Here is a 24,417-nt window from a genome sequence, read left to right on the forward strand (position 1 = left end):
GAGCAAACAAAAGGTGAACGTCTATGAGTCAAGGTTTATATAACCCGGCTGAATTCCGAGACAACTGTGGCTTTGGCTTGATAGCCCACATGGAAGGTCAAGCAAGTCACGATTTACTCGCAACGGCTATTGAATCATTAACCTGCATGACTCACCGTGGTGGTATCGCCGCGGATGGTAAAACAGGTGATGGTTGTGGTTTATTGCTGCAAATGCCAGAAACATTCTTCAAGGCCCAAGCTCAAAACTTATTTGAAGTAGACTTAGGCGATGCATTCGCCATCGGCATGATCTTCCTTAGCCAAGATACGGCAAAGAATCAACAGGCAAGGCAGGTACTAGAAAAAGAAATTACCAATCAAGGTTTGGACTTTGTAGGATGGCGCACTGTGCCAACCAATACGGAATATTGCGGACCAATGGCCTTAGATTGCCTACCTGATATTCAGCAAGTCTTTGTTCGAGGCAGCGATGCAGACAAGCTCGCAATTCAACTCTATACCGCACGCCGAAAAACCGAACAACAGCTTTCTCAAGATGAAGAATTTTATATCTGCTCACTGTCCAATACGGTGGTTTCGTACAAAGGGTTGGTGATGCCGGTTGATCTGCCTGGTTTTTACCTAGACCTTGCCGATCAAAGTTTAGAGACAGGTATCTGCGTTTTCCATCAGCGTTTCTCAACCAACACTGCACCGAAGTGGCCTTTGGCTCAACCTTTCCGCCTAATTGCACATAACGGTGAAATTAATACCATTTCTGGTAACCGTAACTGGGCGAAAGCTCGAGCGTCTAAGTTTAAAAATGACAATATTCCGCACCTAGCTGAACTGCAACCTGTTGTGAATACAACCGGTTCAGATTCATCCAGTATGGATAACATGATGGAACTCATGTTGTTGGGTGGGATGGATTTATTTCGAGCTTGTCGAACGATGATACCGCCAGCATGGCATAACGTTGAAAATATGGATGCTGACTTAAAGGCTTTCTATGAATTTAACTCGATGCACATGGAGCCATGGGATGGACCGGCCGGTGTTGTATTAACAGACGGTCGTTATGCCGTTTGTATGTTAGATCGAAATGGCCTTCGTCCAGCACGCTGGGTCATTACTAGAAACGGCTATATTACTTTAGCCTCCGAAATAGGCACCTTCAATTACAAACCTGAAGACGTGGTCGCCAAAGGCCGCGTAGGACCAGGGCGTATTGTTGCCATTGATACTCACACGGGTGAGTTTTTAGAAACTGAAACGATCGATAACCGTTTAAAAACCGCACATCCTTATAAAGATTGGCTCAAGAAAAATGCCGTTCGTCTGCGCAGTCGCTTTGAGCATGCCGAAGAAGGCGACGGCTCTAGCTTGAGCACTGACTCAGTGAATATTTTTCAAAAACTGTTTCAAGTGACTTCAGAAGAAAGAACACAAGTATTACGCATATTAGCTGAAACCGGTCAGGAAGCAGTAGGCTCGATGGGTGATGATGCACCGATGGCCGTCCTATCTCATAAAATACGCCCAGTAACAGACTATTTTCGACAACAGTTTGCGCAAGTGACTAACCCTCCTATAGACCCTTTGCGTGAATCGGTTGTTATGTCTTTAGAGACTTGTTTAGGACCAGAAGCCAACTTGTTTTCACCACAAGCTGAGCATGCAACCCGTTTGATCTTGGCTTCGCCAGTATTATCTCCGCTAAAGTATAAGAACATGCTGCAGCAAATCTCAGCGCAATTTAAAAATCGAAAGCTATCGTTAAGTTATGCGCCGGAGCAATCTTTGCAGGATGCAATACTTCAGCTAGCCGATGCAGCCGAGCAAGCTAGTTTAGAAAATATAAAAATTGTTATCTTAACCGACCGCGACATTCAAGCCGGCTCTCTGGTCATTCCAGCAGCTATGGCAACCGGTGCTGTTCATCACCGCCTCATATCTAAGGGTTTACGCTGCGATACAAATATTGTTTTGGACTCTGGCGCCATACGAGACCCACATCAGTTTGCTGTGGCACTTGGTTTTGGCGCCACCGCGATATACCCATACTTAGCGTATGAAGTGATTGATGACATGATCCGTACCAGCGAAGTGGTGGGTGATCATCACATGCTGCATAAGAATTATCGCAAGGGTATCAACAAAGGGCTGTTGAAAATAATGTCTAAGATGGGCATTTCAACGGTCGCATCTTACCGCGGCGCGCAGCTGTTTGAAGCAGTGGGTATTTCGACCGAGGTGGTTGATCTTTGTTTCACCGGTGTGACCACGCGTATTCAAGGTGCTAGGTTTGAACATTTTCATGACGAGCAAATTAAGCTTGCTGCCGATGCATGGAAAGCTCGCAAGATAATTGATCAAGGCGGTAAATTTAAATACGTTCATGATAGCGAATATCATGCATTTAACCCCGATGTTGTAACCGCGTTACAAGATGCAGTGCAACAGGGTAATGAAAAACGCTACCGTGATTTTGCTCGTTTTGTAAACGAACGCACACCATCAACCATTCGTGATTTATTAGAATTAAAAAGTGGTCGAGAACCAATTCCATTGTCAGATGTTGAGCCGGTAGAATCAATCTACCCACGCTTCGATTCTGCAGCAATGTCCTTAGGTGCTTTATCGCCAGAAGCTCACGAAGCTTTAGCCGTTGCAATGAACGAATTAGGCGGGCGTTCAAACTCAGGTGAAGGTGGTGAAGATCCTAAGCGTTATGGCACTATAAAACGTTCGAAAATAAAGCAGGTCGCGTCGGGTCGTTTCGGTGTAACTCCAGCTTACCTGATGAGTGCCGATGTTATTCAAATTAAAGTTGCGCAGGGTGCTAAGCCAGGCGAAGGAGGTCAGTTACCCGGCGGTAAAGTAAACAAACTTATTGCTGAGCTGCGTTATTCTGTTCCGGGCGTAACATTAATTTCGCCGCCGCCGCATCATGATATTTATTCTATTGAAGATTTGGCGCAATTAATATTTGACCTTAAAGAAGTAAACCCGCAAGCGTTGGTTTCCGTAAAGCTTGTTTCAGAACCTGGCGTTGGCACTATCGCTGCTGGTGTTGCAAAGGCGTATGCCGACTTGATCACCATTTCTGGCTACGATGGCGGCACCGCTGCGAGCCCGTTAACGTCGATTAAACATGCCGGCTCTCCTTGGGAACTTGGCTTAGCAGAAGTTCAGCAAACGCTGCGCGGCAACAATTTGCGCGACAAAGTGAGGTTGCAAACAGACGGCGGTTTAAAAACTGGCCTTGATGTTATTAAAGGCGCAATTTTTGGTGCAGAAAGCTATGGTTTTGGTACCGCTCCAATGGTTGCATTAGGCTGTAAATATTTACGAATCTGTCACCTAAACAATTGCGCAACGGGTATTGCAACGCAAGATGCTTACCTACGTGACAATCATTTCCGCGGTACGGTTGAAATGGTAAAAAACTATTTCCGCTTTGTTGCCGAAGAAGTACGTGAGCACTTAGCTCAGTTGGGCTATAGCTCGCTTGGTGAATTAATTGGTCAAACACAAATTTTTTCTGCTCGAACAGGCTTAACTGGCAAGCGCGCTTCATTAGATTTATCTGCATTGTTATTTAGTGACAATATCCCTGCTGATAAGCCTCAGGTTTGCCAAGTGGAGCGTAACGAGCCATTCGATAAAGGCACCAAGCAACGCGAAATTTATGCTGCAATTGAACAAGCAATCGAACATAAGTCTGGTGGCGAATACAGCTTTAACATTGGTAACTGTGATCGGTCAATCGGGGCACTAGCCTCTGGCGCTATCGCGAAAAAATACGGTAACCTCGGAATGTCCGATGCACCCATCACATTAAATATGTCGGGTATAGCAGGGCAAAGCTTTGGCGTTTGGAATGCAGGCGGATTGAACTTAATACTCGATGGTGACGCTAATGACTACGTTGGCAAGGGTATGTCGGGCGGCAAAATTGTTATACGTCCGCCGAAAGGCAGTGCTTTTGAAACGCAAAAAACCTCCATCATGGGTAATACCTGTTTATATGGCGCAACTGGTGGTGAGATTTTTGCCGGTGGTGCAGCGGGTGAGCGTTTTGCAGTTCGCAACTCAGGTGCGCATGCTGTCATTGAAGGCGCTGGTGATCACTGCTGCGAATATATGACTGGCGGTTTGGTGACTGTATTAGGAAAAGTAGGTGGTAACTTTGGAGCTGGCATGACGGGTGGCTTTGCCTACGTTTTAGACTTAGAAAATACTTTCGCCGATAAATACAACCGCGAACTGGTTGATATTCATCGTGTACACATTGAACAAATGGAAAATCATCGCGATCATTTGTTCCGTATTATCGTTCGTTTTGTTGATGAAACTCACAGCGCCTGGGGTGCCGAGTTGTTAGATAACTTTGATGATTACATTGGTCGCTTCTGGTTAGTAAAACCTAAAGCCGCCGGCTTGAGTGACTTAGTAACCACAACTCGTGCACGCACTGAATAATTGACGGAGAACTGAAAATGACTGAACGACTTAATAACGATTTTCAATTCATAGATGTTGGCCGTCGAGATCCAGCTAAAAAAGAATTGACTGCACGTACAGAAGAATTTGTTGAAATTTATGAGCCAATGGGGCAACGCCAAGCGGCGGAACAATCGCATCGTTGTCTAGATTGCGGTAACCCTTATTGTGAGTGGAAGTGTCCTGTACATAATTATATTCCTAATTGGCTACAGCTGGTCAGTGAAGGCAATATCTTGGAAGCAGCCGAGCTCAGCCACCAAACCAATTCGTTACCTGAAGTTTGTGGCAGAGTGTGTCCGCAAGATCGCTTATGCGAGGGAGCCTGTACTTTAAATGAGGAGTTTGGCGCCGTAACCATTGGTAATACCGAAAAATATATTACCGATACTGCTTTTGCGATGGGTTGGAAACCAGATTTATCTAAAGTTGTTAAAACCGATAAACGCGTCGCCGTTATTGGAGCAGGCCCTGCAGGGTTAGGTTGTGCCGATGTGCTTATTCGTAATGGCGTCACGCCAGTAGTTTTCGATAAGTATCCTGAAGTGGGCGGCTTACTGACCTTTGGTATTCCTGAGTTTAAATTGGAAAAGTCAGTGATGGCTAAGCGTCGAGTACTGTTCACTGAAATGGGTGTTGAATTTAAACTAAACACGGAAGTGGGAAAAGACATTGACTTTCAAGCCATTATTGATGAATACGATGCTGTATTTTTGGCCATGGGTACCTATACCAATATGAAGGGCGGTTTTGAAGGTGAAGACTTGCAGGGCGTTCACGATGCCTTGCCGTTTTTAATCTCCAATGTGAATCACAATCAAGGGTGGGAAAAGGATCCAAGTGAGTTCATTAGCATGAAGGGCAAAAAAGTTGTGGTTTTAGGTGGTGGCGATACCGCTATGGATTGCAACCGTACGTCTATTCGCCAGCAGGCAGCTTCAGTAACTTGTGCTTATCGTCGTGATGAAGCCAACATGCCAGGTTCTGTTCGTGAAGTGGGTAACGCGAAAGAAGAAGGCGTGAACTTTTTGTTCAACCGTCAGCCCGTTGGCATTGTCGGTGATGGCAAGGTAGAGGGTGTGAAGCTTGTTACCACTAAGCTTGGTGAGGCTGATGAAAATGGTCGTCGTCGCCCAGAAGTGATTGAGGGCAGCGAAGAGATTCTAGCCGCTGACATCGTTTTGGTTGCGTTCGGCTTTCAACCTAGTCCGGCGCCATGGTTTGAAAAGTTTGGCATTAAGTTAAATGGCTGGAAAGGCGTTATTGCACCAGAGCAGCAAACTTATAAATTCCAAACCAGTAACGACAAAATCTTTGCCGGTGGCGATATGGTACGCGGCTCAGATTTAGTGGTTACGGCGATCTATGAAGGCCGCCAAGCTGCGGAAGGCATTATGGAATATCTTGGTGTTTAAATCTTAAAGCACCTCGGCTATTCGGTGGAGGTGCGTTAGTTTGGCCTGTGGTTTTTTGCCGCTGAGGTACTGTAAAACTAGGAGCGCCGTGAACCCGTCCATGGGGGCTCGTCATTGGCATCCATGCCAATGAACGTCCTATTTTTACAGCACCTCAGCTATTAGGTGGCGGTGCGTTAGTTTGGCTTGCGGGGTCTGCCGCTGAGGTACTGTAAAACTAGGAGCGCCGTAAACCCGTCCATGGGGGCTCGTCATTGGCATCCATGCCAATGAACGTCCTATTTTTACAGTACCTCAGCTCTTATATAGCGGTGAATTAGTTAGAGGTGTTTTTCAGTCTTGTTTGTTTAAGTGCTGGGTTAAAGAATTTAAATAGTCAGAAAAGCACTCATCATACCCTGCGACCAATGAGCAGGCTTGGTGCGCATGCGTTGCCAGTGGTGTTTCAAATCGAATACGACGGGACATGCCGGTTAATGCTTGTTCAATTCCTTCTGGTTGCGCATAAGCGTTGAACCAATCCTGCTTCGTCATCCAAAACAGCGTTTGTTCAAAGCGCTTGCTCATCGGAAACTCATTAAACTGGTCTAGGTGCTGGTAGCATTGACTTGCGAATTGCTCTAAAGGTACTGGGTGATGAGAAGACCAATGCTTCGCTAGGTAATGATCGATCAGTACATCAATGACCAGCGGTGACGTTTTTCTAAAGACAGGCCGTAGTTTCAGACGCATGGGTTCGAGTTCGTCGCACTGGTCGGTAAATTTATCAATGGCTTGATGTCTGTCAAAGTGCGCTAAAAATACCTTTGAGGCGTTGTTATTTGGCCGCAAGCCAAAGTCTGGCCATAGGCTGCCTGCCAGTGCTTCTGGTGTCTGGTCAGAAAACAAACAATGCCCGAGAAAGTTCATAGTTAGGTAAGCACCATCGTAAGTTGATGAAAGTCACAGTATAATGCCCTATTACTAAATTAGGGGCTAAGTTGTGACTGAGTTGAAGAATGATCGCTTTTTGAAGGCGTTGATGCGTGAACCTGTTGATAGAACACCCGTTTGGATGATGCGCCAAGCAGGTCGATACTTACCTGAATACCGTAAAACGCGCGCAAAAGCCGGCGATTTCATGAGTTTGTGTAAAAATGCCGAGCTTGCCTGTGAGGTCACGCTACAACCTCTAGAGCGATACCCATTAGATGCGGCTATTTTATTTTCGGATATTTTAACAATCCCTGACGCCATGGGCTTAGGGTTATACTTTGAGACGGGAGAAGGACCAAAATTCAAGCAAACTATCCGTTCAGAGCAAGATTTAAATCGCCTTATACAGCCAAAAATGGACGACCATCTTGGTTATGTTATTAATGCTGTGAGCACGATTCGTCGCGAGCTAAACGGTCGAGTTCCTTTGATTGGCTTCACCGGCAGCCCTTGGACGTTAGCGACTTATATGATTGAAGGCGGTTCGAGCAAAGACTTCCGCCACAGCAAGGCAATGTTATATAACCAGCCTGAGTTGTTGCATGCTTTGTTAGATCAGCTAGCCGATGTCATCATTGATTACCTTAATGCGCAAATTATCGCCGGTGCGCAAGCTGTACAAATCTTTGATAGCTGGGGAGGTAGTTTGAGTCATGCTGCTTACCCTGAGTTTTCTTTGAATTACATGAAGAAAATTATAGCTGGGCTCATTCGTGAGCACGATGGCCGCAAAGTCCCAGTTATTATGTTTACCAAAGGCGGCGGTCAGTGGTTAGATGTCATGGCTGAAAGTGGCGCTGACGCTTTAGGCTTAGATTGGACTACCTCTTTAACCACCGCTCGTGCTCAAGTGGGCGATAAAGTAGCACTGCAAGGCAATATGGACCCCTGCGTTTTGTATGCTAGCCCAGATAAAATTCGTGCGGAGGTTGAGCGAATTTTAAAAGAGTATGGTCCCGGTAACGGTCATATATTTAACTTAGGCCACGGTATACACCAGTTTGTAGACCCTGCGAATGCACAGGCGTTTATTGAAGCGGTCGTAGAGTTATCGCCTAAATACCACCGTTAAGTCTCTTATGCTGCGGAGCTTATCAGCTCCGTAGCGGTATTGTTCTCGCCGCTATAAACTGCGACACTAGCACCAACAGCAACGCTAATTATCTGATTTTTAACAGGTTCCCCTAATGTCCGAACAGAACACTGATTTTTCAGAATCGATTTCTCTGAGCCAATTTACTGAAAAAGCGTACTTAGATTATTCCATGTACGTCATTCTTGACCGTGCTTTACCTCACATTGGTGATGGTTTAAAACCGGTACAGCGTCGTATCGTTTATGCCATGAGTGAGCTAGGCCTAAAGAATACGGCTAAATATAAAAAATCAGCTCGAACCGTCGGTGACGTGTTGGGTAAATACCACCCACACGGTGACAGTGCTTGTTATGAAGCTATGGTATTAATGGCGCAGTCGTTCTCTTATCGATACCCATTGGTCGATGGCCAAGGAAACTGGGGTTCCCCGGATGATCCTAAGTCATTCGCGGCGATGCGTTATACAGAATCCCGCCTGCACAAAAATGCTCAACTGCTGCTTTCCGAGCTTGGCTTAGGAACTGCTGATTGGGTGCCGAACTTCGATGGCACCATGGATGAGCCTAAAGTATTGCCTTCTCGATTACCACACGTATTGCTCAATGGTACAACGGGTATTGCTGTGGGTATGGCAACCGATATTCCACCGCATAACTTGAAAGAAATAGCAGCGGCCTGTATCCATTTAATTGATACGCCAAAGGCCACGGTTGCCGATATTATGATGCATGTCCGAGGTCCTGATTTCCCAACGGGCGCGGAAATGATCACCTCTCGTACCGATCTTGAAAAAATATATGAGTCTGGTCGCGGTACCTTAAAAGTACGCGCTAAGTACATGCAAGAAGGTTCAGATATTATTGTAACTGAATTACCACATCAAACCTCAGGCAGTAAAGTGCTGGAGCAAATCGCTGCGCAGATGCAAGCGAAAAAGCTTCCGATGGTGGTTGATCTTCGTGATGAATCAGACCACGAAAACCCAACTCGTTTAGTGATAGAACCGCGCAGCAATCGAATTGATATAGATGCACTCATGAACCACCTGTTTGCAACGACAGATCTTGAGAAGACCATTCGAGTCAACCTCAACATGATCGGTATTGATGGTCGTCCGCAAGTTAAAGCATTGAATACTATTCTTTCAGAATGGTTAGAATTTAGAACCGATGTTGTCCGTAAACGCTTGCAATATCGACTCGATAAAGTACTGGCGCGCCTGCATATACTTGACGGCTTGCTTATAGCGTATCTCAATATTGATGAAGTCATTGAGATCATCCGTACCGAAGATAAACCAAAAGCGGAGCTCATGAGCCGCTTTGGCTTAAGTGATATTCAAGCGGAATCAATTCTTGAGATCAAATTACGTCAGTTAGCGAAACTAGAAGAAATACGTATCCGTGGCGAGCAAGATGAACTCTCTGCTGAACGTGAAAAGTTAGAGAAAATTCTTGGTTCACCTGCGCGTATGCGTACTCTAATTAAGAAAGAAATATTGGCAGACGCTGAAGAGTTTGGTGACGATCGCCGAACACAATTAGTCACACGAGCCGAGTCAATCGCTTTCAGCGAAAATGAAATTTTACCCTCTGAAGCGGTTACAATTGTGTTGTCTCAACGCGGCTGGATTCGTAGCGGTAAGGGGCACGAAGTAGACCCAGAAGGATTAAGTTATAAAGCAGGTGATGGTTTCGCCTTCGCAGCTATAGGTAAAAGCAATCAAATAACGGTGTTGCTTGATTCAACTGGTCGATCGTATTCATTGCAAACCCACCAACTGCCTTCTGCGCGTGGACAAGGTGAACCTATTACCACCAAGTTAAACCCACCACCGGGTGCAGAAATGAAAGGTTTGCTTATTGCCAACCCCGAGCAGCAGTATTTAGTCAGTTCTGATGCGGGCTACGGCTTTATCGCAAAACTATCTGATATGGTCAGTAAGAACAAAGCCGGTAAGGCATTGTTGTCGCTACCCAAAGAAGCACAGGTGTTGGCGCCTCAGCCCATATCGCAAGCTTCAACTGATTATTTAGCAGCCGTGACCAACGAAGGTCGGCTTCTGGTTTTTCCTGTACGAGACTTACCAGAACTTGCAAAAGGTAAGGGCAACAAAATTATTAATATACCCGCTAGCAAAGCCTCAGCCCGCGAAGAGTTAATGGTTGGCGCAAAGGTTGTCGGTGCTAAAGATACCTTATTGGTTTATTCTGGTAAGCGAAAGCTCAAGCTAAAAGGTGCAGATTTAGAGCACTATTTAGGTGAGCGAGGCCGAAGAGGCAACAAGCTGCCCCGTGGCTTCCAAAACGTATCGGGCTTAGATATCGAATAAGCGTGATGCTCTGTATTCTTCAAGCCTCTTGAGACTAACCATTCAAGAGGTTTTTTTATGCTTAAGCATATTTGAAAAATATAGGTTGTTAGGTTAAATATGCTGCTAGACTCAATTTAGGTTCCAAATTAGATTTCAGCAAAAGGGGTTGAATATGAGTTTTGAAAGTCAGATTTCAAATTTTTATGAAAAACTAGTGGTTGATGATTTAGCAAAGCGTTCTGAATTGGATTCGACAGAAGAAGGGGAGTTGATTGATATTGCTTGTGTAGCCTTAAATCAACTGCCTTCACGTTATTATCGCTATTCGGTTGATATGGCTTTTTATTTATCTGCACCTGAAATTCAACGTATGGAAGATGAAGTAACTAAGGCAGTTACCTATGCCATTGCTTTTGTGCAGAAAAATAAAAAAGCGCAATAGCAACCCTGAGGTTACTATTGCAAAAGCATTTTTCAATGCTGGACTGGCTACCTAATGATATATTGGCCGTATCGAATGGCCTTGGTTAGTTCTTTTGCGGCACGATCAGGCTCTAGTGGAGTGCGGGTTAATTCACCTAGGCGTTCTAGAAAGTAGCCTTGTACCGTGCCCGTTGTTGCCATGCCATGGGCAATGCTTGGCAATAAAGTCTGTTGTTCACTGGCAGTTAAAAATTCAGACATTGAATACTGAGAGCAGAAATCAAAACTGGCCATCGACATATCAGTTCGCACAGGGATAGACCCTTTCGTTAAATTGAAGGCTTTTTGGAACGGCTCCCCCATTATGTTTCGCGCCAGTGCTTGTTGGGCGAGTTGATCTTCAGAGCTTGATTTTTTTAAATTAAACATTGCAAAGCTATCGATGTTAAACAAAAACATGTTTTGAGTTTCAGGAACAGGCAAGCAGAAGTAATCTTGATTAGGTTGTTTGTTAGCATTGGTAAACTCACCCTTAGCCCAGTCGCCCATCACTTGGAATGCAGCTTCACCCTTAATCACATTGGCGGTCGCATCTGGCCATTCATCGACCCAGCTTAAATCTGCATAACTTAAAACCTTGTAATATCGTTCAAATACTTGAGCCATGATTTTATTGTTTTTCGTGTTAAAGATGTGGTCAACAAAGGCATCTTTATAGAAGCGAGGACCACCAACAGACAAAGCAATGGTTTCAAATAACGTAGCGTGCTGCCAATCTTGATCACCCTGTGCAATTACTTGATATCCAGCTGCTCTGATTTTCTCGGCAGCTTGATCGAATTCAGACCATGTTTTAGGGGCTACAATATTGAGTTTGTCGAGAATTGATTTATTTGCCCATAACCAATTTACGCGGTGCACATTGACGGGAACGGCAACATACTGACCATTGTGTTGCATAACATTGGCAACTTCGTTCGGAAGTAAGTTTGCCCAATTTTGGTTTTGGGCTAATTCGTCTAAGTTTGCTAAAAAACCTAATCTTGCCCAACGTTGAATGTCGAGGCCTTTAATTAGAGCCGCTGTAGGTGGGTCACCTCTTAAAACATGATCTTGTAACTCGGCATTGGCATTTCCACCACCACCGCCTTCTACTTTGAAATCTAGCCATTCGTGGCCATCAGCGGTCATTTGCGCTTTGAGAACATCTAAAGCTGCGGCTTCTCCGCCAGAGGTCCAGTAATGTAGTACTTCTACTTGTCCTGCATTGGCCATATTGAATGCACAAAAAGACAGTAAAATAGGTGCGATATAATCACGCATTAGAGCTCCTAGCCGGTTATTTTAGTATTTATGTTGGCTGTATTAGGAGCGTTATAGTAACTGTGAAGCATGTAACTTTATGTATCAAAGGGTGTTAGATTTATTGCGTTTGTAACGAGCATGTAACATGGTTCGGTTCTTTCATGCCAAGTGGTACACTTTCGGTTAATTTTCAAATTTATTAGATAGAGACCCAGCACTATGACACAGCACCTACGCATCGCTACTCGAAACAGCCCATTAGCACTATGGCAGGCGGAGTTTGTTCAAGCGCAATTGAAACACTTTCACCCAAACTTAGTTGTAGAGCTTGTCCCGATGACGACTATTGGTGATCAGAGGCTGGATGTAACCTTATCTAAAGTGGGTGGGAAGGGGCTTTTTGTTAAAGAACTTGAAGTGGCAATGGCGGCAAATGAAGCCGACATCGCCGTTCACTCCATGAAAGACGTGCCCATGGTATTACCAGAAGGTTTTGAGCTGGCGGTTATTTGTGAACGTGAAAACCCTTTTGATGCCTTTGTTAGTAACACTTACAAATCGATAGATGATTTACCTCAAGGAGCCATCGTCGGTACCTCAAGTATGAGACGGCAAGCCCAATTATTAGCTCGCCGCCCCGATTTAACTATTAATTTTTTACGTGGCAACGTAGGTACTCGCTTATCCAAGCTCGATGCAGGCGAGTACGATGCTATCATCCTAGCGTCTGCGGGTTTATTACGTTTGGGCCTAGAAAGCCGAATAGCTCATGATATTGATAGTAATTGGCTATTACCAGCGGTCGGCCAAGGTGCGGTCGGCATTGAAACCCGTTTAGGGGATGACGCAATTAAAGCCTTGCTTGCTCCATTGATTCACCAGCCAACGTCGCTTCGATTGCATTGCGAACGAGCGATGAACCGCACCCTAAATGGTAGCTGTGATGTGCCAATTGCAGGTTACACCTTATTAAATGCAGAAAATTTGAGCCTTGAGGGTCGAGTAGGGACCGTCGATGGCAAATTACTTTTGGTGGCAAAAGCTGAGCATAAGTTAATTGGTGATACAGAAGCTGATTTCAGCGCAGCGGAAGCCATGGGTATCGCCGTCGCGCAAGACCTGCTCGGGCAGGGCGCAGATAAAATATTGGCAGAACTAGGTAAGTAACATTGAACGTAATAGTTCCTAAAGCAGCAAAAGAATGGGCCCGATGGCAGCTTGGACTTGAATCATGGACATCGACAATTGTCTGGATAGACCCTTGGCAGTTTGAGTCTTTAGCTCAGAGCGAAGAAGTAAAACAGCTCTGGATGAACATTGACCAGTTTAAGGTTGTTCATTGTGTAAGCCCAGAAGCGGCGCAAGCATTGATTGATCAACTCGATATCTATTGGCCAATGATTCCAGCGGGTGTCAATTGGACATGCAATGGTCCAGGAACAGCGAATGTATTGAACCAGCATGACTTGCCGACCCAATACCCTGAAGCAGGTTACACCGCCGAAGATGTTATTGAGCTAGTGGCCACCCTGCTAGAGCCTCATGACTCAGTTTTGATAGTTAAAGGCGAGGGAGGGCGAAATGCATTTAAAGAATATTTCGCATCGACAGGTCAAAAAGCAACAGAGGTTTTTGTTTACCGACGGTTGGTCGATAACAACGTTTTGGCTCAAATAGTGGAGCAAGCAGACACAAGTGATGCCCTTTGGTTAAGCTCGAGTTTTTTAGGCGAGGCTCTATTGCAGCAAAATGGTGAATATTGGCGTAGCTGGTCGGGCCAATGGTGGGTATCATCAGATAGATTAAAACAATGGTGTTTAGATAATGGATTGGTAAACGTCAAGCTAGCAGCCGATGCTTCGGTTGACGCATTGGCCACGATGTTACGCAACCAACAAGGTGAGTTATGAGCGATCAAGCACAAAATGAGCAGTTAGAAGATACCGATATCACGGTGCCAGAGACCGACACTACCAAGTCGGTCGAAAATAAAGCGCAGCAAAAAGACAAAGTCCAAGATAAACCAGTTAAAGAAGCTAAAAAACCTTCGGCAGGTATTTCTGTCTTTTGGCGCCGTTTTTTGATTGTGCTCATGGTGATTATCGTCATATCCGCGGGTATTGCGTATGGTGGCTGGTGGCTTTGGCAGAACAATTTAGCCCAAGTAAACCAGTTACAACAGCAAAACCAGCAACTTGCTGAACAAGTCGCTATTGCTCAACAACAAATTACTGAAGTCAGTAATCGTCGTGTCGATTATGCCGATGACCTGACGCAGCAAGTTTCACAAATAGAATCTTTAGTGGTCGAATCGGCGCAACGCATGAATCGTGAAGCGGATCGTACTGAAAACCGATGGCCGCTTGAAGAAGCCCTTACCTTAACTCGCTTGGCGCAACGGCGGTTATTTTTAGATAAGAATGCAGCTGTTTCCATCAGCTTGCTTAAATCAGCAGATGACATCATAGCAACGCTAGACGCAGCTGCGGTATTACCTCTACGCCAGCAAATCGCCAGTGACATTCTTGCGCTCAATAATGCACGTTCAGTTGATCTTAATGGAATCTATTTCCAGCTCGGTGCAATCGCTGATGAAGTACGCCAACTCACTTGGGTACCAAAACCGACGGAAACGGTACAAATTGAACCGGAGATATCACCCGTTGAAGGTTTTTGGCAGAGTGTGAAAAAAGTCGTCGTGATTTCAAGATTAGACAGCATTGTGCAAGCACCGCCCATTCAAAGTGATTTTGAACTTTGGCGACAACACACCTTGATGGTATTAGCTCAGTCACAGCTGGCACTGTTGGCCCAAAATCAACTGTTATTTGAGGCTGCCCTGAGCCAATCACTAGATCAACTAAAGGCAATGAACAGCCAATTTGATTTCAAAGTGCCTAGTCAACAATTACAGCAGTTGAAAACCTTGCAGTTAAATCCAACTTGGCCAGATATTGGTAAAAGCGTGTTAGTTATCGACACCTATATTAATAAACAAAATGAAATAGAATCGGAAGCAACACAGGAGAGCGGATCATGATGCGGCTTCTGGGTTGGGCACTTCTTTGGATCATTGTATTATTACTGGGAGGGGTGTTAGCAAAAATGATGTTGGCTGATGCCGGCGTCATGATGGTGACATGGAATGGCTGGTTGGTTGAAACAACATTTTGGGCCGGTATAGGCTTCCTATTACTATTCACTATTACCATTCTAATTTTTATTCAGCTTTGGCGAGGTTTCGCACCGACGCGATTGTGGCAGCGTTTCCGTCAACGTAAAAATCAAAAAACCGCCAAAAAAGACACCGTCCAAGCGGTGAATGCTTGGTTAGCAGGGCAAGATGATAAAGCCATTGTAGCTTTAAAGCGTGTTGCCGATGCAGGTGGTTCCGACCGGCTACCAAGAGCCATGACGCTTGCATTAGGCTGGCAGCATGCTGACTGGCTAGAGCGCCAGGCTGAGTTGATTCAAATTGATCCTGAATTGAAATTATTTGCCTATGCTATTGGTGCCCAGCGTTTGTGGGCAGAGAACCAAACCAAACAGTTTATTGCGCAAATGAACCAACATTCAGAGCTAAAAAAAGTGCCTTGGTTACGCCGTCACTTGTGGCAATCGCTATTAGAACAAGGCGAAGGTGAAGCACTCTTAGACCTTGCAATTATTGCGGCCAATATTCAGCCCGATGAACGACATAGTTGGGTGGTGAAAGGCGCCAAACTCGCCATGGAAAAACTGACAGGCAAGGCAGATGAAGGACGCCAGCTGCTTAAAAAAGTTCCAAAAGCAACCCGATTACAGCCTGAGTTTTTATTAGTCGAAATTGATTTCTGGGTCTCTATAAATGACCACGATACCGCTTATAAAAAATTGTTAGCGGGTTTTAAAAACGGTCACTTTGAAGCGCTTTTACCCGCACTGTCTGTCATTCAAACAGATGCAAGTAAAAAACTAGCCCTGTTAGAGCAATATGAGCAGAGCGAGCCAAGCGCAAACTATTGTCGCGCGTTGGGGCAAGTTAATCTGGCGCTGCAATTATGGGGGCAGGCGCAAAGTTGGCTTGAGAAAGGCTGGGCGTTAAATGACCGAGAAAGTGGCCTAATGCTAGCGCAACTTTTTGAACAACGCAAAATGCCAGAACAAGCTAATAAGCTTTATAAGCAATTGGCAACGGCTTAAATACAAAATATATTACGGAATAGAACATGGCAGAAGAACTGGCAATACAAACGGGTCTCAATAAAGCACAGCAATATCAAGAGTTGCTCCCTCAGCTCGAAGGCTTGATATCAGGAGAATCAAGCTTAGTTGCGAATATGGCGAATATTAGCGCGGCGTTAAGGCAAACCTTTGGCTTTTTTTGGGTTGGTTTTTACCTTGTTGAAAGCGACACTTTAGTTCTTGGGCCATTTCAAGGTGACATCGCCTGTACTCGTATTGCCAAAGGCAAGGGTGTCTGTGGCACGGCTTGGGCAACCAAAGAAACTCAATGGGTACCCGATGTCGATGCGTTCCCTGGTCATATTGCCTGCAGTAGTCAATCTCGATCAGAAATAGTGGTGCCAATTCTAAAGGGCAATGAGGTTGTCGCCGTTTTAGATGTCGACAGCGATGTTGTTAATGACTTTAACCAAGAAGATGTCGACGGCCTGATCCAAGTCGCTGCGCTCATTGCACGCCAAATGTAACAAACGTGTTACGTTACGTTGCGTTTCGGAACGTTACTTCCTTCCTTATTCAGTCTAAATTTGATCTTGTCATAGACAGTGACTGTTTACGGAGTGCCTCAAAGGCACTCCAAAGTCACCATTAATAAGGCTTTATGTTTCAAACTCAGGCAAAAGACCTGGTTAAAACAAAAACAAATAAAGGAAACGATGATGTTTAAAAAGACACTCTTAGCAGTAGCGCTCGGCGGAACAATTGTTGCGTCAGCTCAAGCAGGCCAAGTTGAAGTGATGCATTGGTGGACTTCAGGTGGCGAAGCAAAGTCAATTGCAGTTCTTAAAGGCATGGTAGAAGACGCTGGGCACACTTGGAAAGATTTCGCTGTTGCTGGTGGCGGTGGTGAAAACGCGATGACCGTTTTACGTTCGCGCGCCGTATCGGGTAATGCTCCTGCTTCAGCACAAATTAAAGGTTTAGAAATTCAAGAGTGGGGCGACCTAGGCTTCTTAGCCGATCTTACTCCAGTTGCAGAAGCTCAAAACTGGGAAACAGTACTGCCAAGCGTCGTATCAGATGTTATGAAGCATGAAGGTAAGTACGTAGCAGCGCCAGTTAACGTTCACCGTGTAAACTGGATGTGGGCAAACAAGTCTGTATTTGATGATAATGGTTTGGAAGTTCCAACGAGTCTTAAAGAGCTTTGGAAAGTCTCTGATACTTTAAAAGCAAAAGGTATTACGCCTATCGCGCACGGTGGTCAGCCGTGGCAAGATACAACAACCTTTGAAAGCATCGTTCTTTCACTAGGTGGCGCTGATTTCTTCGCAAAAGCTTTCGTAGAGCATGATGTGAAGACCTTAGAAAGTAAGACAATGAAAACTGCTTTCGATGAGTTCAGAAAAGTTAAGGGCTATATCGATAAAGGTGCGCCAGGTCGCGATTGGAACGTGGCAACCTCTATGGTCATTAAAGGCGAAGCCGCTATGCAGTTTATGGGCGACTGGGCAAAGGGCGAATTTACCGCTGCTAACAAAAAACCAGGCGTAGATTACTACTGCGTACCGTTCCCAGGTACCGATGGTGAATTTACATTCAACATCGATTCACTTGCTATGTTTAAGCAAAACAACGCTGAAAACGAAAAAGCACAGATGAAAATGGCTGAATTAGTTGTTTCTCCTAAGTTCCAAGAAACATTCAACTTAAACAAAGGTTCTATCCCAGTACGCTTAGACCAAGATATGTCGCCATTCGATGCTTGTGCGTTAGCCGCGATGGATACATTTAAGTCTACAGCTAAATCAGGTAAAGGCTTAGTACCTTCAATGGCACATGGTATGTCTACCACGTCTGCAATTGGCGGCGCGATTGCCGATGTCGTCACTGACTTCTTTAACTCAGATATGACATCAGATGAAGCGGTCCTTAAATTGTCTCGTGCAATTCGTGCGAATCAATAAGTAAGTTAATAAAGCACTAATCTTGTGCTTCATTAAAACGCTGCAGGTTTTGCCAGCTCAACTAGGAAAAACCTGCAGTTCTTCAATTTTTCAAGTCATCGTCTATAGTGAAACAGCAGTTTGTTGAAAAGCAGCTCGGGATGCGCCTGCCTATCTAATAGAAAAGCCTTCAGGCTGGTTTTCAACAAACTGACCGATAAGACATAACCATTGACTTATTAAAATACAATACACAGAGGACGGAGTAATGATGTCCGTATCGAAACGAAAAAAAGGCATAGATTATTGGCTGCCAAAGCTAGTGCTATCGCCAACAATGGCAATAACCATCGTCTTTATTTATGGCTTTATCATTTGGACAACGATTCTATCGTTTACTAAATCTCGATTTCTGCCAGATTATGAATTTGTGGGTTTTGCACAATACGTCAAACTATTTATGAACGATCGATGGATGGGCGCGCTGGCAAACTTAGCCATTTTTGGCACTCTGTTTATTATCATTTGTATGGTTATTGGTCTAATTTTCGCAATTTTGTTAGACCAGAATATTAGGGCTGAAGGCGCGCTGAGGACTATATACTTATACCCAATGGCCTTGTCTTTTATTGTTACAGGTACCGTGTGGAAGTGGATTTTAAACCCTACGGTTGGTATCGAAAAGTTTATGCGCGATGCCGGGTTTGAAAGTTTTAGTTTCGATTGGATAATTGATCCAGATATGGCCATTTATACGGTGGTAATTGCAGGGGTATGGCAATCGAGTGGCTTTGTGATGGCTCTGTTTTTAGCCGGCCTAAGGGGTATAGATACCTCGATCATTAAAGCAGCGCAGTTAGATGGCGCTAATTTATTCTCAGTATATACACGCATCATTATTCCATCGATGCGGCCAGTGTTTTTCTCTGCTTTTATTATGTTGGCACACATCGCCATTAAGAGTTTTGATTTAATCATGGCACTAACAGGCGGTGGCCCAGGTACATCAACAGACGTTCCGGCCATTTTCATGTATCAGATTTCATTCCAGCGTGCTCAATTGGGTGTGGGGGCAGCCTCTGCTGTAATCATGCTTATGGGGGTGACGGCCATCCTGATTCCTTACCTGTATTCTGAATTAAGGACGAAAGACAATGATTAAAGTTAGAGATAAACGATATTCTGATATTACAGGGCGCGCCATATTATATGCAGTGCTTGTTATTGTTGCGCTTTACTACCTTGCCCCTCTCGTATTGATGATTGTGACGTCTTTTCGTTCAATGGATGAAATACGTATCGGTCAATTAATTGAGTGGCCTAAGTCTTTTAGCTTCGATGCATGGAAAGAAGCGTGGAGTGAAGTACAAATTGGCGCGAGAGATGATAAAGGCTTGCGCCCTTACTTCATTAATTCACTGCAAATGGTTATTCCTTCGGTCTTTATTTCCACGCTGCTCGGAGCGTTGAACGGTTATGTACTTAGCTTTTGGAAGTTCCGTGGCAGTGAATTGTTCTTTGCATTTTTACTCGCGGGTTGTTTCTTACCGTTTCAAGCTATTTTGCTGCCTCACTCAGTAGTGCTCGGTAAGCTAGGGTTGAGTGGAACGCTTGTTGGTCTAATTTTTACCCACGTTGTCTACGGCGTAGCCTTTACGACATTGTTTTTCCGCAACTACTATGTGAGTTTGCCTGGTGAACTAATAAAAGCCGCCAAGCTAGATGGGGCCGGATTTTGGTTGATATTTACGCGCATCATTTTACCGCTGTCGACTCCCATTATAGTGGTTTCAGTGATTTGGCAGTTCACGCAAATATGGAATGACTTTTTGTTTGGTGTGATTTTTTCAGATCCAGATTCGCAACCTGTCACCGTAGGTCTAAATAATATGGTCAACTCTACGACAGGTGAAAAACGCTACAACGTTGATATGGCCGGCGCAATTATCGCCGCATTACCAACAATATTTGTTTATGTTGTCGCAGGAAAATATTTTGTTCGCGGCTTAACTGCCGGTTCAGTAAAAGGTTAATAGGAGTTTTATAATGTCTGGTTTATCAATTCAAAATGTTCAGAAAAGCTTTGGCCAAACTCATATTTTAAAGGGAATTGACCTTGAGATTAATGATGGTGAGTTTGTAATTTTAGTTGGACCATCAGGTTGTGGTAAGTCAACGTTGCTAAATTGTATTGCTGGTCTAGAAGAGGTCACTTCAGGCAAAATACTCATGGGTAAAACCGATATGACTTACGCCGCCCCTAAAGACCGCGATATCGCCATGGTGTTTCAAAGCTATGCCCTCTATCCAAATATGAATGTTCGTAAAAACATTGCGTTTGGTTTAGAAATTAGAAAAATGCCGAAAGAAGAGATTGCTGCTATCGTCGACAAAGTGGCTAAGTTGCTGCAAATAGAAGACTTATTAGATCGCAAACCATCACAGTTATCGGGTGGTCAACGCCAGCGCGTGGCAATGGGCCGCTCGCTCGCTCGACAACCGTCGGTATTTTTGTTTGATGAACCTTTGTCGAACCTTGATGCCAAGTTACGTGTCGAAATGCGTACAGAAATCAAAAAACTGCATCAGCGCTTGGGCACCACCATTGTTTACGTGACACATGACCAAATTGAGGCTATGACCTTAGCGGATCGTATTGCTGTTATGAAAGGAGGTGTTTTACAGCAGTTTGGTTCACCTCAAGAAGTCTATGACGAGCCTGAAAATATATTCGTTGCCGGCTTTATGGGTTCACCGTCGATGAATTTTTTACGATGTGATGTTGTAAATTCAGATGGTAATGCGGCAGTGGAAATTGAATCAGAAGGCAAAAAATTTCAGTTACCGGTGCCTGCTAGCCAAGCCAATTTGTCGAGCTATATTGGTAAGAGTGTCATTTTAGGCTTACGACCGGAGCAGTTGACACATGTTATGCCTCATGTTTTGGATGATCCAAATGTCACCCGAGTAACCATCAAGGTTGAAGTCACCGAACCAACAGGCGCGGATACACTGGTACTAACGCGCATTAATGGTGAAGAATGTGAGTGTCGAGTTCACCCAGCAGAAGCCGGAAAACCGGGGGAAATGATGGATATTCTGTTCAATATGGGTAAGGCTGTGTTTTTTGACGGAGATACAGAGGCTAGAATTCGCTAGTCAAGAGCATAGGAGATCGGTCGAAATTTGAGCGATTCTCCTTTCATTGCGTTAATTGAAACATTGATACTGTGGTTTTAATCGCATTTTGAGTTAGTTAGCGGCGTAGCCGCTTTTTTTTTAAGTTAAATTACTGCAATTTGAGGTGAAAGCGCTAGACTTGAATAGATATCATTTAAGAACCGAGTGGCATGCTTAAAACCGAGTTGTTACCCCCCCAATATGAGAAAGACCGAGGCTGGTCAGAAGCACGATTTTTGGCAGAATCAATGCTTCGAACTGACATTGAGACGTTACATCGCCTCATGCCAGAAGTGAATAATGTAATTATTCAGGTAATGGATATCTACTCTGGTACTTATGAAACTATTTTCAGGAGCCAACCGGCCATTTCTAGGCGCGGCTTCGATAAGCATGAATACAAAGTAAATAGCACTTCGCAAGTACACATCTACGGTCAGTTAAGTTCTGAGCAAGCCGAGAACGTCTATCAGCGGGTTGAACATAAAGCAGCCATCATTGGTGCCCATATGCATCAGCTGGCTGGTATTCATACACTTGCAGCAACTCAAGCCATTATCTATCAAGCAGCCGAGGTAGATGGGCGTTGGATATTACTATACGCCAACGAAAGTTTAGAGGAATTTACAGGCTTACCAGTTAGGTCATTTCTTGGTGGCAGTGCCCCAGTACAGGTCTCTGAATTTATTCATCCAGATGACTTAAACTCAGTTTTTACCGCCTACGGCTTCACACGATCAACCATGCAATCGGTAGTGTTGAGCTATCGCTTGCGTGATAAAAATGGTATTTACAAGCGAGTGTCAGAGCAAGCTAAATATCAGGAGGTTGATGGTCGTTACCAGTCGGTGTCTCTAATTTGGGAGTCCGAAGGCGATAAAGATCAAAACGACCAAGTTGTCGATATTTTTAAAAAACTGGAAGACTTTACTCAAGATGTCAGCTTGCAAACTGGCACCGAATTCCTAAAGTACTTCGGCCTTCGTATTGGGCAGTTAAGTGGTGTAAGCCGAATTATATTGGGCTCGCAAACAAAATCAACCTGGTGGCGAACGTGGCTTATTGCCGAGAATGCTATTAGGAACCCCAACTTCCATTTTTTATTAAATAGTGAAGAACAATTGATGACTTCTAGTTGGAATGTCACTCCTACTAGGAAAGAAGAGTTTTACCAGTTACTGTACGGCGACTATCTATATTATTCTGTATTACCTATTACCGATACGACCGAATCTACAACGGCTTTTATTATGTTGTGTACGAACGAGCCTATTGAGAATCGGGCTTACATTTCGAATTTAATTGATCTCTTTGGCGTACGCGTTCTGCGTGAAATAGCGCAATGCGAAGCGAGAGATCGGCTTGATGAACAGAACAGTTTGCTTAACCGCCAAAAGCACCAACTTACACAACTTGTGACTCTACTCGGTGAGCTTGATACTGTTTCAGATGAAGCCGAATTTCTATATGGCTGCCAGAAATCTTTTGCAAATGCTTTCGAGTTAGCAGGGCTAAAATGGTACTTCTGGGAATCGGGCGATTGGTATCAGTGCTCACCTTTGAATGAGCCTCATCAGAATTGGTATAAGGGCGCACAATTAGTTCAGGATAATCAGAAAATTCTGCAGCTTGATGAATGCCGCCGTACAGATCAGCTAATTAAGTTAAAACAGCAGCGATGTATTCATTGGCCTATCGGTATTAGCCATGTCGGCTTCTTGGTCTTGGAATTGAGCTTCATTAATGCCATGCCCGATGTTGAAATTCTACAGTTCTCAAAAAACGCTGTTCACTTAGCGATGCAAGGGTTGACTCAACGTGAAGTGTTGAGGCGCCAAGCAATGCGAGATAGCTTAACTAATTTAGGCAACCGCAGTCAGTTACATGCGTGGATGAAAGCCATGCTTCCTAGCCAGCGTAAGTCCGCGCTCATGCTGTTTGACTTAAACCGTTTTAAAGAAATCAACGACAGTTTCGGACATCAATTTGGAGATAAATTGCTGCGAGAAATTGGTCCAAGAATTGACCAAAACTTACGGGGTGAATTTTATTTTCTATCTAGGTTGGGTGGCGACGAATTTGCACTATTTTACCCCAATATATCACCTAAAGAAGCGACAAAAAAAGCACGTATGTTGCATGATGCATTAGCTGAACCTTATTTGGTTGATCAGTTAACGTTCCAAGTTGAAGCCAGTGTAGGTATTTCTTTTTACCCTCAGCACGGTGACGACGGCCACGAGCTTCTGCGTTGCGCCGATGTCGCTATGTATTCTTCAAAGAATACCGGCCGGCAAGTAACATATTACAGCACAGATTTAGATACCAGTACCCCCCACAAAATAGCGGTGCTATCGGAGTTAGACAGTGCCTTAGCTTCTGGCCAATTATTTGTAGTATATCAACCCTTGATGGATACCAGTACAGGGCAAACAGGCGGGTTAGAGGCGCTGGTCCGCTGGACACACCCTGACTTCGGATACCTTTCACCTGCCGACTTTATACCTATATCGGAAATGGGCGAAGGAATTCGAAAAATTACCGACTTTGTTATAAGGGATGCCTTTAGTCATATTAACGAGTGGCGCGAAATTATCCCAAATTTGCAAGTTTCAGTGAATATTTCCCCAAGGGTTTTACTGAATCAGAACTTTCCAGCCTACATTGAAAATTTGTTAGAGGAGTACGGGGTATCTGGTAAGAGTGTCATTATGGAATTAACGGAGTCGACTTTATTAGTTGATCCAACACGAGCAATTGAAATTATCAAAAGCTTAGCGTTACTCGACATCGAGGTTGAAATTGATGATTTCGGAACAGGTTATTCTTCATTGTCCTACTTAAAACAGTTGCCAATCTCTGCGTTAAAAATTGACCGCAGCTTTGTTGCTGACATTTTGTCAGATACCAGTGATGAAGTTATTGTTTCTTCAACCATCAAGATGGCGCACAGCTTGGGGTTAAAAACGGTCGCTGAAGGGGTTGAAGATGAAGTCACCTTGGTAAGATTAATGCGCCTTGGATGTGATATTATTCAGGGTTATTACTACGCTAAACCTATGCCCGTTAATGAAGTAATGGGTTGGTTAGATCGGAATAGATAATCTTA

Annotated in this window: 17 protein-coding genes; 15 read left to right on the plus strand and 2 right to left on the minus strand. The window is 44.4% G+C overall.

The annotated features are described in order from the left end of the window. The first annotated feature begins 23 nt into the window (after positions 1 to 23). Positions 24 to 4,469 carry a glutamate synthase large subunit gene (gene gltB / locus ACI882_RS07770; protein WP_411742790.1) on the plus strand — a complete coding sequence of 1,482 codons (4,446 nt, stop codon included), beginning with the start codon at positions 24 to 26 and terminating at the stop codon, positions 4,467 to 4,469. A gap of 17 nt (positions 4,470 to 4,486) precedes the next feature. After that, a complete protein-coding gene (locus tag ACI882_RS07775; protein WP_411742791.1) occupies positions 4,487 to 5,905 on the plus strand; it encodes an FAD-dependent oxidoreductase in 1,419 nt (472 codons plus the stop codon). 333 nt (positions 5,906 to 6,238) lie between these two features. Here the strand turns inward: ACI882_RS07775 and ACI882_RS07780 are convergent, their stop codons facing one another. Continuing rightward, on the minus strand, positions 6,239 to 6,814 hold the full coding sequence (locus tag ACI882_RS07780) for an ACP phosphodiesterase (protein ID WP_411742792.1): 576 nt from the start codon (positions 6,812 to 6,814) through the stop codon (positions 6,239 to 6,241). 73 nt (positions 6,815 to 6,887) lie between these two features. Here ACI882_RS07780 and hemE point away from each other — a divergent pair, with 73 nt between their 5' ends. The 3 genes from hemE (at position 6,888) to ACI882_RS07795 (ending at position 10,732) form a co-directional block, all read left to right on the plus strand. Beyond that, positions 6,888 to 7,952: a uroporphyrinogen decarboxylase gene (gene hemE, locus ACI882_RS07785; protein WP_411742793.1), complete on the plus strand. Its 1,065-nt coding sequence runs from the start codon at positions 6,888 to 6,890 to the stop codon at positions 7,950 to 7,952. Between the two features lie 115 nt (positions 7,953 to 8,067). Further along, entirely contained in the window at positions 8,068 to 10,308 is a 2,241-nt protein-coding gene (gene parC / locus ACI882_RS07790) for a DNA topoisomerase IV subunit A (protein WP_411742794.1), read from the plus strand. A gap of 154 nt (positions 10,309 to 10,462) precedes the next feature. Further along, positions 10,463 to 10,732, plus strand: a complete 270-nt coding sequence (locus tag ACI882_RS07795; protein WP_411746257.1) for a late competence development ComFB family protein — start codon at positions 10,463 to 10,465, stop codon at positions 10,730 to 10,732. Between the two features lie 47 nt (positions 10,733 to 10,779). On the opposite strand, the gene ACI882_RS07800 is transcribed toward ACI882_RS07795, so the two are convergent. Then, complete coding sequence (locus tag ACI882_RS07800; protein WP_411742796.1) at positions 10,780 to 12,036, minus strand: ABC transporter substrate-binding protein; 1,257 nt, start codon at positions 12,034 to 12,036, stop codon at positions 10,780 to 10,782. 201 nt (positions 12,037 to 12,237) lie between these two features. Here ACI882_RS07800 and hemC point away from each other — a divergent pair, with 201 nt between their 5' ends. The 10 genes from hemC (at position 12,238) to ACI882_RS07850 (ending at position 24,412) form a co-directional block, all read left to right on the plus strand. Next, positions 12,238 to 13,185 carry a hydroxymethylbilane synthase gene (gene hemC, locus ACI882_RS07805; RefSeq protein ID WP_411742797.1) on the plus strand — a complete coding sequence of 316 codons (948 nt, stop codon included), beginning with the start codon at positions 12,238 to 12,240 and terminating at the stop codon, positions 13,183 to 13,185. 2 nt (positions 13,186 to 13,187) lie between these two features. Then, the gene (locus ACI882_RS07810) at positions 13,188 to 13,928 is read left to right on the plus strand and encodes a uroporphyrinogen-III synthase (RefSeq protein ID WP_411742798.1); all 741 of its coding nucleotides are present in this window, start codon (positions 13,188 to 13,190) and stop codon (positions 13,926 to 13,928) included. Then, a complete protein-coding gene (locus ACI882_RS07815) occupies positions 13,925 to 15,058 on the plus strand; it encodes a uroporphyrinogen-III C-methyltransferase (RefSeq protein WP_411742799.1) in 1,134 nt (377 codons plus the stop codon). The genes ACI882_RS07810 and ACI882_RS07815 overlap by 4 nt, the downstream gene beginning before the upstream one ends. Continuing rightward, positions 15,055 to 16,200: a heme biosynthesis HemY N-terminal domain-containing protein gene (locus tag ACI882_RS07820; protein ID WP_411742800.1), complete on the plus strand. Its 1,146-nt coding sequence runs from the start codon at positions 15,055 to 15,057 to the stop codon at positions 16,198 to 16,200. Before ACI882_RS07815 ends, ACI882_RS07820 begins: the two co-directional genes overlap by 4 nt. Before the next feature lie 26 nt (positions 16,201 to 16,226). Beyond that, positions 16,227 to 16,709, plus strand: coding sequence for a GAF domain-containing protein (locus ACI882_RS07825; protein ID WP_411742801.1), 483 nt, complete (start codon positions 16,227 to 16,229; stop codon positions 16,707 to 16,709). A gap of 192 nt (positions 16,710 to 16,901) precedes the next feature. Then, positions 16,902 to 18,149 (plus strand): ABC transporter substrate-binding protein, encoded by a 1,248-nt coding sequence (locus tag ACI882_RS07830; protein ID WP_411742802.1) that lies wholly within the window; start codon positions 16,902 to 16,904, stop codon positions 18,147 to 18,149. Positions 18,150 to 18,399: 250 nt separating this feature from the next. Then, positions 18,400 to 19,290 (plus strand): carbohydrate ABC transporter permease, encoded by an 891-nt coding sequence (locus ACI882_RS07835; RefSeq protein ID WP_411742803.1) that lies wholly within the window; start codon positions 18,400 to 18,402, stop codon positions 19,288 to 19,290. Continuing rightward, positions 19,283 to 20,161 (plus strand): carbohydrate ABC transporter permease, encoded by an 879-nt coding sequence (locus ACI882_RS07840; protein WP_411742804.1) that lies wholly within the window; start codon positions 19,283 to 19,285, stop codon positions 20,159 to 20,161. The genes ACI882_RS07835 and ACI882_RS07840 overlap by 8 nt, the downstream gene beginning before the upstream one ends. 13 nt (positions 20,162 to 20,174) lie before the next feature. After that, entirely contained in the window at positions 20,175 to 21,287 is a 1,113-nt protein-coding gene (locus ACI882_RS07845; protein ID WP_411746256.1) for an ABC transporter ATP-binding protein, read from the plus strand. A 191-nt stretch (positions 21,288 to 21,478) separates the two neighbouring features. Beyond that, positions 21,479 to 24,412: an EAL domain-containing protein gene (locus ACI882_RS07850; protein ID WP_411743817.1), complete on the plus strand. Its 2,934-nt coding sequence runs from the start codon at positions 21,479 to 21,481 to the stop codon at positions 24,410 to 24,412. Positions 24,413 to 24,417 lie beyond the last annotated feature (5 nt).

Source organism: Reinekea sp., from assembly GCF_046710285.1.
Taxonomy (GTDB): domain Bacteria; phylum Pseudomonadota; class Gammaproteobacteria; order Pseudomonadales; family Natronospirillaceae; genus Reinekea.

What these genes read in the sequence shown, in the direction of transcription:
- gltB (WP_411742790.1), top strand. Translation starts at nt 24, where the DNA reads ATGAGTCAAGGTTTATATAACCCGGCTGAATTCCGAGACAACTGTGGC.
- ACI882_RS07775 (WP_411742791.1), top strand. Translation starts at nt 4,487, where the DNA reads ATGACTGAACGACTTAATAACGATTTTCAATTCATAGATGTTGGCCGT.
- ACI882_RS07780 (WP_411742792.1), bottom strand. Translation starts at nt 6,814, where the DNA reads ATGAACTTTCTCGGGCATTGTTTGTTTTCTGACCAGACACCAGAAGCA.
- parC (WP_411742794.1), top strand. Translation starts at nt 8,068, where the DNA reads ATGTCCGAACAGAACACTGATTTTTCAGAATCGATTTCTCTGAGCCAA.
- ACI882_RS07795 (WP_411746257.1), top strand. Translation starts at nt 10,463, where the DNA reads ATGAGTTTTGAAAGTCAGATTTCAAATTTTTATGAAAAACTAGTGGTT.
- ACI882_RS07800 (WP_411742796.1), bottom strand. Translation starts at nt 12,036, where the DNA reads ATGCGTGATTATATCGCACCTATTTTACTGTCTTTTTGTGCATTCAAT.
- hemC (WP_411742797.1), top strand. Translation starts at nt 12,238, where the DNA reads ATGACACAGCACCTACGCATCGCTACTCGAAACAGCCCATTAGCACTA.
- ACI882_RS07815 (WP_411742799.1), top strand. Translation starts at nt 13,925, where the DNA reads ATGAGCGATCAAGCACAAAATGAGCAGTTAGAAGATACCGATATCACG.
- ACI882_RS07820 (WP_411742800.1), top strand. Translation starts at nt 15,055, where the DNA reads ATGATGCGGCTTCTGGGTTGGGCACTTCTTTGGATCATTGTATTATTA.
- ACI882_RS07825 (WP_411742801.1), top strand. Translation starts at nt 16,227, where the DNA reads ATGGCAGAAGAACTGGCAATACAAACGGGTCTCAATAAAGCACAGCAA.
- ACI882_RS07830 (WP_411742802.1), top strand. Translation starts at nt 16,902, where the DNA reads ATGTTTAAAAAGACACTCTTAGCAGTAGCGCTCGGCGGAACAATTGTT.
- ACI882_RS07835 (WP_411742803.1), top strand. Translation starts at nt 18,400, where the DNA reads ATGTCCGTATCGAAACGAAAAAAAGGCATAGATTATTGGCTGCCAAAG.
- ACI882_RS07840 (WP_411742804.1), top strand. Translation starts at nt 19,283, where the DNA reads ATGATTAAAGTTAGAGATAAACGATATTCTGATATTACAGGGCGCGCC.
- ACI882_RS07845 (WP_411746256.1), top strand. Translation starts at nt 20,175, where the DNA reads ATGTCTGGTTTATCAATTCAAAATGTTCAGAAAAGCTTTGGCCAAACT.
- ACI882_RS07850 (WP_411743817.1), top strand. Translation starts at nt 21,479, where the DNA reads ATGCTTAAAACCGAGTTGTTACCCCCCCAATATGAGAAAGACCGAGGC.